Here is an 11,048-nt window from a genome sequence, read left to right on the forward strand (position 1 = left end):
TCGGCGGGCGGGCGGAAGCAGCTGATCCAGTCTCCTAGGAAGCCCGAGGAGGGTGGTTTCGGACGCGCCGGGGTGGAAGTCGATTTGGCAACCCTTCCGTCGCTCGGCTAGAGTTCTCATCCGTCACCGGGAACACCGGAGGCACGCGGACGTAGCGCAGCTGGTAGCGCATCACCTTGCCAAGGTGAGGGTCGCGGGTTCGAATCCCGTCGTCCGCTCGGAGCTGCCGCCACACGTGACGGGGGCAACCTCGGTGGGGTGGCCGAGAGGCGAGGCAACGGCCTGCAAAGCCGTGTACGCGGGTTCAAATCCCGTCCCCACCTCGTACGACAACATGGGCGATTGGCGCAGTGGGAGCGCGCTTCCTTGACACGGAAGAGGTCACTGGTTCAAACCCAGTATCGCCCACCAGTTGAGCACATGATGCGAGCGCCGCACCGAATTCGGTGCGGCGCTCGCATCATGGTGGGACGGTGAAGGCCCCCGTCGCCCGGTAGCCCCGCCCCCGGCTCACAGCGGCGGCGCCACGTCCCGGCGCTCCTCGACTCGGCGGTATTCAGTCGGCTCCTCGACCCGGCGGTACTCCACCGGCTCCTCGGTGGCGACCACCTGGCGGCGGCGTCCCCAAACGAGAGTGGTCATGATCAGGCCGAGCAGGCCGGCGGCCATCAGGACCCACCCGACCACGTCCAGGTCGAGACCACCGATGCTGGCGTTGACCGCGAAGGCGAGGATCGCGCCGACCGCGAGCAGGAAGACACTGGTGCCAATACCCATGACAGCCTCCTTTTCCCAGGGGTACGGTGCGCTGTCGAGGGGTGTCTGTACCCCGGCGGTGACCGGCGCAATCACGCCGGGTGCGGGGCCGCCGGTCAGGCGATCTTGTCATCGGGTAGAGTGAGACCATCCTCGGGAGCCTCCGAGGCACGCGGACGTAGCGCAGTTGGTAGCGCATCACCTTGCCAAGGTGAGGGTCGCGGGTTCGAATCCCGTCGTCCGCTCGCGATCCGCCCGCACCGACGGGTGTCGGCTGGTCACCAGGGGCGATTGGCGCAGTGGGAGCGCGCTTCCTTGACACGGAAGAGGTCACTGGTTCAAACCCAGTATCGCCCACCATGTATCGCTGATTCACACCAGATCTGGCAAGATCAACGTCTGGTCTGGTGTGGTTTTGTGGATCAGATTCTCCGTCTGGCGATGCCACAGCCATCCCCAGTAGGTCGGCTTGGGGCAGATCTTGATGACCCGAAATCGGAACCCTCGGTTGCCTGCAAACTGCACGCTGGCGGCCCCGCCAATCTCCAGCACATCGCCCGGCTTGGGCGTCGGCAGCTCCGACGAGGCAGGTAGGTGCTCGTGTCGTCTGCTCGGCCTACCGCTCGCGGTCATCGTGCCGACGAGCTGGCGTACCCGCCGTGTTGGTAGCGGGATTCCGCGCCCTGCGAGCGTCTGCCGGGGCCTTGCGCAGGGTGGACGCGCCGCACTCCGGGCACCATCGTTCTTTGACCTTGAAGCTGAACAGTCCTGCCAGGAATCCCAGTAGTACGGCGCTGATCAGAGCACCAAGCGTCATCACGGGTCACCCTTCGCCTACTTGAGGGTGACTGCCGGACGGACACCGTTGCCGCGGGCCGTCCGGCAGCCTCGAGGGAACCTCGTCACCGAACGGACAGACGTTGATTCGTCATGGCCCGGCGAGTGGTCGGCCGTTCGTCCGGCCGCGCAAGCAGAAGATCAAATGCCGGGGTCCGCGTGACGAGGACGGACGTGCCTGCCAGCGGCGGGTCGGCCGCGTCGGTCAGCGGTGTCCGCAGCATGTCGGTCGACCGGAAGTGCCGCCGGGCAAGCGCCTGTCCGAGTACGCCAAGCAGTCTCCCAAGAAGGCCAAGCCGAAATCACCGGCGCGAACTCAACGAGCGGCAAGCCCACCGCGTTCAGCCAGGGTGTCGGATCGGCCACGCCGCAGGCTCTCACCCGCAGCGCGGGACGCCCTGGTGGCCGAAGCAGTCGACTACTTCGAGGCGACGTTGGCGGTCGGAGCGGTCAATGCCGCCGCAGCCCAGGCGGCCAGGTACGCGGGCGACAATGCCTGGAACCGGCTGACGGTCGACTGGTCAGGGCGGAACTGCAGGGGACTTGCTCGTCTCGCCCGGGCCGCCCTGGACGGCAAGGACTGGCTACATGACCGGATCGGCGATCTGGTGGGGTTCCTGCTGGAGTGGCTCAGCACGCCCCGCGTGGTCAGGGTCTTCGGCAAGGAGATCGCCAAGCGGATACCGCTGCCCTGGGATCAGCAGCTCGTAGCGGTGTCGAGAGGTATGCAGATCGCGGGTATCGCGGTATGCATGATCAACGATCGGGAGCTGACAAAGTGTGAGTGCTTCATCGACGTCGTGATCAACGAGGGCAAGGAGCGTGTGCGCCAGTTGATGGACTGGGCAGCCAAGGACTGGCGGAACCTGGAGCAGTTGGTTCCCGTCGTCTGAGGTGATTCTGCCGGTTCTATCGGGAGCTTTCGTCCCGTGACGCCCACTTCTTGGCCATGGCGAGCAGGCGTTTGGCCTCCCAACAGGGGTGTGCAAGGGCCTCCACGAGTTCCACCACCCGCGAGACGAGCGTACGACCTTGGTCGCCGTCGGGTTCCAGCCCTGGCCGGCGGTCGGCATGGTCAGCGGTACAGGTCGGCGATCAACCGGTGAGCGCTGTCGCTCGGATTCACGCCGAGCTCGGCACTGAGCATGCTGGTCAGTCGGTCGAACTGGGCGCGTGCCTCGGCCCGTTGGCCGCTGTGTATCAGCGCCTCGATCAGGACCTCCCAGGCGGTCTCCCGTAGCGGATCCTGCTGGATCAGGGCGTGCGCGCAGATCAGCGCCTGTTGGTGACGGCCGGCGGCGAGCAGACTGCCCGAGAGATGGTCCAGGGTCTCCCGGCGCAGCACGTCCCAGCGCGCCTGCACCGGTTGCAGCCAGGCGTCATCCCAGCTCCAGTCGGCCAGCAGCGGATGGCTCAGAGCGGGCGCCAACCAGTTCGGCACCGCCCGCACGACCGTCGTGGCGAACCCCTGTTCCAGCAGCAACCGGCACCACTCCTGGGCCGCGTGGTGGTCGACACGGCAGGTGGGCGAGATGCCGATCCGCTGGCGGTCGCCGACGATCGGATCGAAGCCGAGCCGCGAGCGCAGCAGCCAGCAGACTTGCCGCAGCCGGGCCCGCGGATCGCCGGTCCCGTCGAGCTGGCAGGCCTCGATCACCGCGTCCCGGGACACCCAGGTGGGGTACGCCACCGCCAGGTAGGACAGCACCCGCTCGGGCAGCGGCGCGACCATCCGGCGTACCCCGTTGTGCGCGCAGGAGAAGACGGGTAACAGCCGTAACAAATTTGGTGCGTACGCCGGATCGTCGTCACACGGCATGGTCGGTTCTGTCCCCACGATTGAATCCCCCCGATCCAAAAACATCCATCAGAGGAGACGGTGCGAAGACGATATCCGGTTGCATCCGGCACCGAGGGCGATACGGCGAACCGGCACGCTCTGCCTCGCAGACGTCCTCAGAGGAGACTTCATGGATGTAGGACACCGACAGCTCCGCCGGCTGCCCGCCGTCGCGGTGCTGACCGTCGGCGCGCTGATGCTCGGCACCGGGGCCGGCACGGCGGCTCCCGCGCCCGCCCCGGAGGCTCAGGCGCGGTTCATCGCGGCCACCACCTCGGTCACCGTCGACCGATGGGAAGGGGAGCAGGTGTATCTCGACCTGGGCACCCACCTGGTCGCCGGCAAGGATCCGCTGGAGTTCCGGGTGAAGCGGAGCGCGTACAGCAAGCCCATCGACGCCTTCCAGGTGGTCCGGGCGGCGGGAGGCAAGCAGCGGGCGGTGCTGCTGCCCGCCGACCTGGTCAAGGACTTCACCGGCTTCTCCGAATTCACTCACCTCAAGCTGACCGACGCGGCCGGGCGTACGGTGGTGGAGCGGAACGAGACCTTCTGCCCGAACGACTGGGACTCCACCCGGACCCGGGTCGACGCGCCGGACTCGACGCCCTATCCCACCGATTGCGCGTGGAACCCGTTCACTCTCGGCGGGGTCTGGGGCATCCAGGCCGGTTGGAGCGTCGCGACCAGCAAATGGTGGTCGGGGCCGGTGGACGTGGCGGACGGGTCGTACACGGCCACGGTGAGCATCAATCCGCCGTACCGGAAGCTGCTGAACATCCCGGACTCGGCGGCCACGCTGACGCTGGCGGTCACGGTCCGGACGGTCGATGACGGTTGGGGCCGCGCCGACGCGGAGCAGCGCCCGTCCGATTCGAAGCAGCGGGTGCTCGGTGCCCCGGGGGATGACGAGCACACGGTGCACGGGCCGGCGGTCAGCGACAGCGCTCCCGGCCTCAAGCCGGGTGCCCGGCCCACCGCTCGGACCAAGGCCGCTCCGCAGGGCCCGCGGCCGGACCTGCGTGCCCTGCCGGCGTGGCAGATCGGTGTCGAGCAGGACGCGGAGACCGGCAGCGACCAGGTGACCTTCAACGCCACGGTGTGGAACGCCGGGACGTCGCCGCTGGTGGTGGACGGATTCCGTCGGAGCGGCAGCGGCAGCGACCTGATGGACGCGTACCAGTACTTCTACGATGCCAACGGCGTTCAGGTCGGGTACGCGCAGTCCGGCACGATGGAGTGGGACGCGCGCCCGGGGCACAACCACTGGCACTTCACCGACTTTGCCGAGTATCGCCTGTTGAACGCGAACAAGACGGTCGCGGTGCGCAGCGGCAAGGAGGCGTTCTGCCTGGCCAACACCGACGCGGTCGACCTGACCCTGCCGAACGCCAAATGGCGGCCCACCAACACCGATCTGGGCACCTCCTGTGGACGGCAGACGTCGGTGGCGGTGCGGCAGGTCCTGGACATCGGCAGCGGTGACACCTACGCCCAGTACCTGCCGGGCCAGTCGTTCGACATCACCGACCTGCCCAACGGCACGTACTACATCGAGGTGGCGGCCAACCCGGCCAAGCGGCTCCAGGAGTCGAACCTGAACAACAACAACTCGTACCGGCAGATCATCCTGGGTGGTGCTCCCGGCGCCCGTACGGTGACGGTTCCGCCGCACGAGGGCATCGAGGGCTGACGCCGGCCTAGCGACGCCGTGTGACGGCGGCGGTCGCTGCCCGAAGGGGTTTCGCACGTGCCTGCTCGACGGTCGTCACTGCCTGGCGACCGTCGAGCGGCAGGCCGTGGCGGTCTGCGCGCCCGGCGCGGGCGGTTGCTCCTGGCGGGCGAGTCGTACCACCGGGGCGGGGCCCCGACTATCGGGCGAGCCGCGGGGCGGGGCCCCGACTATCGGGCGACGTGGTCGGGCAGGACGAAACGCCAGCCGTACGTCTGCAGGGCCGGGATCGCGTGGTCGACGGCCTCGACGGTCTGGCTGCGGTCGCCGCCGCCGTCGTGCAGCAGCACCACCGCGCCGGGGGAGACTCCCTCGGTGAGGCGACGGACCAGCTCGCCGGTGCCGGGTGGCTCCCAGTCCGTCACCGCCAGCCGCCAGCCCATCGGCCGCATTCCCAGCGCGGTGGCCACCGTCGGGGTCTGCCCCCACGCGCCGTACGGGGCCCGGAACCAGGGCACCTGTGCGTGCGGCACGGCCTGGCGGATGACGGCGGTGGTCTGCAACAGATCCGAGGCGATCCGGCCGGCGGCCCAGCCGCTCATGTCGTCGTGGTGCATGCCGTGATTGCCGAGCGCGTGCCCGGCGGCGGTGATCCGGCGGACCAGGTCGCGGTGCCGGGCGGCCTGGTCGCCCTGAAGGAAGAAGACCGCCCGGACGTCGTGGGCGGCCAGCACGTCGAGCAGGCGCGGGGTGTGCACCGGGTGTGGTCCGTCGTCGAAGGTGAGGCAGACGACGTTCTCGGTGCCGATCGCCTCGATGGGACGTACCGCCGTACCCGGCCCGGACGCGGTGCGCAGGTGCGGGCTCCGCAGGGTGTGCCTGCTGGGTGACATCGGTCTGACCTTTCATGGCGGGTGGCTGTTACCCGGGGCCGGCTGACGGCGATGGGCTTGCCTGCGGGGGGCCGGGTGGGGCGGGACGGCGCCCCACCCGGCGCATCGGATGCCGACTGTTAAGAGGGGGCCCTTTCTCTACCGGAGGCGTTAAAAGGGTGCCCTTCCTTTTACCGTCAGCGATGGGGTTTGGGGGTGATGCGGGGAAGTACGTACGGCGGGCCGGCGAGGATCAGGTCGGACTTGATCTCGTGGTACGCGAGCTTGGCCTGGTAATTCTCGTCGTAGATGGTGGCCAGGCCCTCGGGCGGGTCGTCGAACCAGCCCGGCACCCACGAGTGTCGGTCGCTGAAACCCCAGACGGTGTACGACAGGCAGCTGCGTACGGCGAGACAGGCCTTCATCAGCACGCTGAAGTTGGCCGCCGAGGCCTGCAACCTGGGGTTGATCTCCTCCGAGTTGCCGGCCTGGACGCCGTCGGTCAGCTGGCTCCGGACGTCGACCTCGGTGAAGGCGGTGGCGACACCGAGCGCGGTGAACTTCTCCAGCGCCTCGATCACCTGGAAGGTGTTGTAGTTGCCGTACTGGGTGCCCAGGTGCCCCTGGGAGCCGACGCCGTCGATCGGGACGCCCTGTGCGCGCAGTCCACGCACCATGTCGTAGACGAACTGGGTCTTGTCGTCGGCCGGGTTGCCCGAGCCGAACGCCTCGATGTTGTAGTCGTTGTAGAACAGCAGCGCCTTCGGGTCGGCGGCGCGTGCCCAGCGGAACGCGTCGGCGAGGTAGCCGGGCCCGAGGTGCTGGGCCCAGAAGCCCTTGTAGTGCAGGGTCGGTGGGTTGTCCCAGGGGTCGCTGACCGCCTCGTTGACCACGTCCCACTGCCAGACCTTGCCCTTGTAGCGGCTCACCACGGTGGTGATGTGCTTGCGCAGCAGCTCGCGCAGCTCCTGCTTGCTGATGGAGCCGTTGGCGACGCCGTCGGTCAACCACGTGGGCAACTGGTTGTGCCAGACCAGCACGTGGCCGCGCACGCTCTGCTTGTTGCGCTTGGCGAAATCGACGAGTTGGTCGGCCGGACCCCAGTTGTATTTGCCGCGGGTGGGCTCCAGGCTCTCCCACTTCATGGCGTTCTCGGCGGTGACCGAGGCGAACTCGGCAGCGGTGATCCGGCGGTACTGGGGGTTGCCGGTGTTGTTGAGGGCGGCCATGTCGACCGCCGTGCCGATCTGGAGACCGTGACGCAGGCCGAGCGCGCCCAGGGTCTGCTTGGTCGGGTCGTATGGCTTGCCGGCGGTGGCCGGCACGGTGTTCAACACCGCCACGGTCGCGACGGCGACCGTGGCGATGGACACCCACCTTCTCAACTTCATCTGCCTTCCTTCCGGATATTGATCGATGTGTATCGATCATGGAGGGTGGGGCGCGGGCCAGGTGGCGGTGAGTCGGAGGCGACGATCGAGGCCGTGCGGGCGTTCAATCGCTCGCGGACGGCGCCGATAGTTCCGGATAGAATCCGATAACTTCTCCGAAACATTAGGGCCATCGATCCCCGGCGTCAACCATGGAGAGTTTCGAAAGACCGCCATATGCGCTGTTGGAGACGATCGCGCTGATATCGGAACTATCGGTTCCGCCAGCGCCCCGGCGGCCTCCAAAAGGGGGCCGACCGGGGCCGGGCGCGGTGCCGCTGAACGTCGCCCTGTCGAACCTGGCGGTGCCGATGAACGCCCGGTCCCGGTCGGCGGGGTGGCGTCAGTGCTCGAGATAGCTCGCGTGGTCGAAATCGGCGTAGCGGCCGTCGCCGCCGAGATCCTGCACCCACAGCCCGAGCAGCGAGCCGGTGAAGCCCCAGGCGGCCGGTTCGCCGTCGATGATCATGGCCGCGTGCTCGTCGGAGAGGACGGTGGCGTCCAGCTCGACGGGCAGCTGCTGCCAGCCGTCGCCCAGGTCGTAGCCGAAGCGCAGCACCGGGCCGTCGAACGTCACCCGCAGACCGACCCGGCCGGTGCCGCCGGTGTCGACCGTGAGCTGAGGGTACGCCGTACGGCGGCCACGGTCGCAGCTGAGCAGCTCCAGCACCACCCGGCCGTCGTCGGCGCGGGTCAGGTAGAGATAGTGCCAGTTCTGGGTGTTGTAGTAGCCGGTGATCCCGGCGAGGTGCCGATGGTCGCCGGGTTCGAACTCGACGACCGTCTCCAGTGCGCAGTGCACCGCTCCCACCCGCCGCGCCACCAGGCTCGGCGTCTGCCTGCCCACCGGCGACTGTCCGCCGTGGATTCGCAGATGCGACGGGCGGGATCGCAGGTCGATCCAGTCGTCGGTGGCCGGCCGGCGCAGCGTCGACCAGCAGGCGGCCAGCTCGGGCGCGTCGAAGTGGTCGGTGACCGGCTCATCGGGCCAGGGATGGGGCGGCAGGTCCGGTGCGGGGATCTCGTCGGCCGGGATGCCGCCGGGAATGCTGGGCCAGGCGCCCGACGGCCACTCGATCTTCTGTAGCGCGGTCTCCCGCCCGAGAACGCAGCTGCCGAGCGGGGTGTAGGGGCGACCGACCAGGTGGGCGAGGTACCAGTCGCCGCCCTGGGTGCGGACCAGGCTGCCGTGGCCGGCCTTCTGCAGGGCGAGGTCCGGCCGGCCGACCGAGGTGAGCAGCGGCCCGGCCGGGTCCACCTCGTACGGCCCGAACAGCTCGCGTGAGCGGGCCACCGTGACCTGGTGCTCCCAGCTGGTGCCGCCCTCGGCGGTGACCAGCCAGTACCAGCCGTCGTGACGGTAGAGGTGCGGAGCCTCGGTCAGGCCGACCTCGGTGCCGGTGAAGATGATCCGGGACTCGCCGACGAGTTGCTGGCGGACCCGGTCGTACTGCTGGATCTCGATGCCGGCGAAGCGGTTGCGGCCGGGCCGCCAGTCGGCGCTCATCGCCAGCAGCCAGGTGGTGCCGTCCTCGTCGTGAAAGAGCGCGGCGTCGAAGCCGCGTGAGTGCAGCCGGACCGGATCCGACCACGGGCCGGTGATGGCCGGCGCGGTGATGAGAAAGTTCTGCGAGTCCCAGTAGCCGCTGGCGAAGCTCGCCACGTCGCTGTAGACGAGGTGGAACAGCCCGCCGTGCCAGCTGAGGTCAGGCGCCCAGATCCCGTTGGAGTCGCCGCAACCGCGCAGGTCGAGCAGGCGGCGTTCGGTAACGATGCCGCCCAGGGCGCGCCAGTGCACGAGGTCCTTCGAGTGGTGCACCCGTACGCCCGGGTACCATTCGAAGGTCGAGGTGGCCAGGTAGTAGTCGTCGCCGACGCGCAGGATGGACGGGTCCGGGTGGAAGCCGGTGAGCACGGGGTTGCGGATGGACCGGGTGGTGGTCAGATCGGCGATCTCGGTCGACATGTGCGACTCCTTCAAGCTTTGATCCCGGTGGATTTCCGGAAGTCCCCCCACCAGATGCGCCCGGAATCCGCTCACGCTATCGACTGAGGTCCGCATGCGACAGCCCTCTTGACCGCGTACGTCAACGCGTCGTAACGTGCCCGCCATCGCATCGAAAATACCGCCTTGAGCTGAAACTTCCGGCCTGCCTAGCTGGGCCTCTCACCATCCGCGGCGCCGTTCCGCCTACACCACTCACCACTCACTCTCGAAGGGATAATCCATGACAGCGCACATCTCCCGTAGGTCGCTGCTCGGGCTGGCCGGTATCGGCGCCGGTGCCGTCCTACTCGGGGGCTGTGCGAGTGAGGAGTCCGGTGGCTCCGAGGAGCCGCAGACAATCCGATGGTGGCACATCCAGGACACCGAGCCCCTGCTCCCGCTCTGGGCCGAGATTGCGCGGGTGTACGAGGTCCGGCACAACCACGTCACGTTCGACATCAAGCCGCAGGAGAACGAGGCGTTCAAGGCGCAGCTGGCCAAGGTCAGCAAGGCCGGCTCGCTGCCGGACCTGTTCCAGTCCTGGGGCGGTGGCCTGCTGCGGGAGCAGGTCGAGGCGGGCCTTATCAAGGACATCACCGACGAAGCGGCGCCGTGGATCGGCCAGCTGCTGCCGGCCGCCCTGCAGCCGTACAAGGTGGACGGTCGGCTCTACGGCGTGCCGTTCGATCTGGGCATGGTCGGTTTCTGGTACAACCGGGACCTCTTCGCCGATGCCGGCATCACCTCGCCGCCGACCACCTGGGCTCAGCTGCTTGAGGTGATCGACAGGCTCAAGTCCGCCAACATCGTGCCGATGGCGCTCGCCGGCAAGGACAAGTGGCCGGCGCACTTCTACTGGGCGTACCTCGCGATGCGGATCGGCGGCCTGGGGCCGTTGCAGCGCGCCGCCCTGGACGGAAACTTCGACACGCCGGACTTCGTGGCCGCCGGTGAGCGGTTCCTGGAGTTGCTCGCGATGAAGCCGTTCCAACCGGGCTTCCGACGCGCGGAGTACAGCGCCCCGGACGGGCAGGCGGCGGCGATCGGCAACGGTGACGCCGCCATGGAGCTGATGGGTCAGTGGGCGCCCTCGGTCCAGGCGTCGTCGTCGACCAGCAAGCGCGGCATCGGCAGCCGGCTCGGCTTCTTCACCTTTCCGGCCGTCGAGGGTGGCAAGGGCGAGGCCACCGACGTGCTCGGCGGCGGCAACGGCTTCGCGGTGGGGCGAGGCGCACCGCCCAGGACGGTGGACTTCCTGCGAACGCTGTTGCGGGCGGAGAACCAGCGCAGGGCCGCGCAGACCGGCGCCGTGCTGCCGACCAACCTGGCCGCCGTCGGCCAGATCAAGGACCCGAACAACCAGGTGGTGGCGGCGCACCTGGCCGTCGCGACCGGGTTCCAGCTCTACCTCGACCAGGCGTTCCCGCCGGCGGTCGGCGGCCAGATCAATGACAGCGTTGCCGAGTTGGTCGCCGGTTCCAAGCGGCCGGACCAGATCGTCAAGGACATCACCGCGGTGGCACGGAGCCAGTAGCGGCGAGTGGGACCGTGGAGGTCGCCGGCCACCCGGCCGCAAGCGCCACGTCGAAGAAGTGAGAGGGAGGCGCCGGGTGGCTGCCAACGACAACCGCACAGTGACCATCGCGGCGATCGCGCG

At 68.6% G+C, this 11,048-nt stretch carries 8 protein-coding genes and 5 tRNA genes; 8 read left to right on the plus strand and 5 right to left on the minus strand.

Translation table 11 applies throughout. The features are described from left to right. The first annotated feature begins 145 nt into the window (after positions 1-145). The 3 genes from Vqi01_RS19435 (at position 146) to Vqi01_RS19445 (ending at position 411) form a co-directional block, all read left to right on the plus strand. Positions 146-218: transfer RNA gene (locus Vqi01_RS19435), tRNA-Gly, on the plus strand. Positions 219-252: 34 nt separating this feature from the next. Continuing rightward, positions 253-323 (plus strand) — tRNA-Cys (locus Vqi01_RS19440). A gap of 13 nt (positions 324-336) precedes the next feature. Then, positions 337-411 (plus strand) — tRNA-Val (locus Vqi01_RS19445). Positions 412-510: 99 nt separating this feature from the next. On the opposite strand, the gene Vqi01_RS19450 is transcribed toward Vqi01_RS19445, so the two are convergent. Further along, positions 511-777, minus strand: coding sequence for a DUF6458 family protein (locus tag Vqi01_RS19450; protein ID WP_204036244.1), 267 nt, complete (start codon positions 775-777; stop codon positions 511-513). A gap of 151 nt (positions 778-928) precedes the next feature. Between Vqi01_RS19450 and Vqi01_RS19455 the strand changes: the two genes are divergently transcribed. From Vqi01_RS19455 to Vqi01_RS19465, 3 genes are all read left to right on the plus strand, one after another. Continuing rightward, positions 929-1,001 (plus strand) — tRNA-Gly (locus Vqi01_RS19455). Between the two features lie 40 nt (positions 1,002-1,041). Next, positions 1,042-1,116 (plus strand) — tRNA-Val (locus Vqi01_RS19460). 878 nt (positions 1,117-1,994) lie between these two features. Beyond that, entirely contained in the window at positions 1,995-2,486 is a 492-nt protein-coding gene (locus tag Vqi01_RS19465; RefSeq protein ID WP_204036245.1) for a hypothetical protein, read from the plus strand. Positions 2,487-2,668: 182 nt separating this feature from the next. On the opposite strand, the gene Vqi01_RS19470 is transcribed toward Vqi01_RS19465, so the two are convergent. Next, the gene (locus tag Vqi01_RS19470) at positions 2,669-3,430 is read right to left on the minus strand and encodes an AfsR/SARP family transcriptional regulator (protein WP_204036246.1); all 762 of its coding nucleotides are present in this window, start codon (positions 3,428-3,430) and stop codon (positions 2,669-2,671) included. Positions 3,431-3,563: 133 nt separating this feature from the next. Here Vqi01_RS19470 and Vqi01_RS19475 point away from each other — a divergent pair, with 133 nt between their 5' ends. Then, positions 3,564-5,123: a lysyl oxidase family protein gene (locus tag Vqi01_RS19475; protein ID WP_239098503.1), complete on the plus strand. Its 1,560-nt coding sequence runs from the start codon at positions 3,564-3,566 to the stop codon at positions 5,121-5,123. A 209-nt stretch (positions 5,124-5,332) separates the two neighbouring features. Here Vqi01_RS19475 and Vqi01_RS19480 read toward each other — a convergent pair whose 3' ends face one another. The 3 genes from Vqi01_RS19480 to Vqi01_RS19490 all read right to left on the minus strand — a co-directional run bounded on the left by Vqi01_RS19480 (position 5,333) and on the right by Vqi01_RS19490 (position 9,370). Next, on the minus strand, positions 5,333-5,995 hold the full coding sequence (locus tag Vqi01_RS19480) for a polysaccharide deacetylase family protein (protein WP_204036247.1): 663 nt from the start codon (positions 5,993-5,995) through the stop codon (positions 5,333-5,335). Positions 5,996-6,171: 176 nt separating this feature from the next. Next, a complete protein-coding gene (locus Vqi01_RS19485; RefSeq protein ID WP_204036248.1) occupies positions 6,172-7,365 on the minus strand; it encodes an endo-1,4-beta-xylanase in 1,194 nt (397 codons plus the stop codon). Between the two features lie 382 nt (positions 7,366-7,747). Further along, positions 7,748-9,370 (minus strand): glycoside hydrolase family 43 protein, encoded by a 1,623-nt coding sequence (locus Vqi01_RS19490; protein WP_204036249.1) that lies wholly within the window; start codon positions 9,368-9,370, stop codon positions 7,748-7,750. Between the two features lie 262 nt (positions 9,371-9,632). On the opposite strand from Vqi01_RS19490, the gene Vqi01_RS19495 reads away from it, so the two are divergent. Then, the gene (locus tag Vqi01_RS19495; RefSeq protein WP_204036250.1) at positions 9,633-10,925 is read left to right on the plus strand and encodes an extracellular solute-binding protein; all 1,293 of its coding nucleotides are present in this window, start codon (positions 9,633-9,635) and stop codon (positions 10,923-10,925) included. The last annotated feature ends 123 nt before the right edge of the window (positions 10,926-11,048 follow it).

It is taken from the genome of Micromonospora qiuiae (genome assembly GCF_016863555.1).
GTDB lineage: Bacteria > Actinomycetota > Actinomycetes > Mycobacteriales > Micromonosporaceae > Micromonospora > Micromonospora qiuiae.

Bases quoted from the DNA above. Each gene is read 5' to 3' on its own strand.
- Vqi01_RS19475 (WP_239098503.1), top strand. From the start codon at position 3,564: ATGGATGTAGGACACCGACAGCTCCGCCGGCTGCCCGCCGTCGCGGTG.
- Vqi01_RS19495 (WP_204036250.1), top strand. From the start codon at position 9,633: ATGACAGCGCACATCTCCCGTAGGTCGCTGCTCGGGCTGGCCGGTATC.
- Vqi01_RS19490 (WP_204036249.1), bottom strand. From the start codon at position 9,370: ATGTCGACCGAGATCGCCGATCTGACCACCACCCGGTCCATCCGCAAC.
- Vqi01_RS19450 (WP_204036244.1), bottom strand. From the start codon at position 777: ATGGGTATTGGCACCAGTGTCTTCCTGCTCGCGGTCGGCGCGATCCTC.
- Vqi01_RS19485 (WP_204036248.1), bottom strand. From the start codon at position 7,365: ATGAAGTTGAGAAGGTGGGTGTCCATCGCCACGGTCGCCGTCGCGACC.
- Vqi01_RS19480 (WP_204036247.1), bottom strand. From the start codon at position 5,995: ATGTCACCCAGCAGGCACACCCTGCGGAGCCCGCACCTGCGCACCGCG.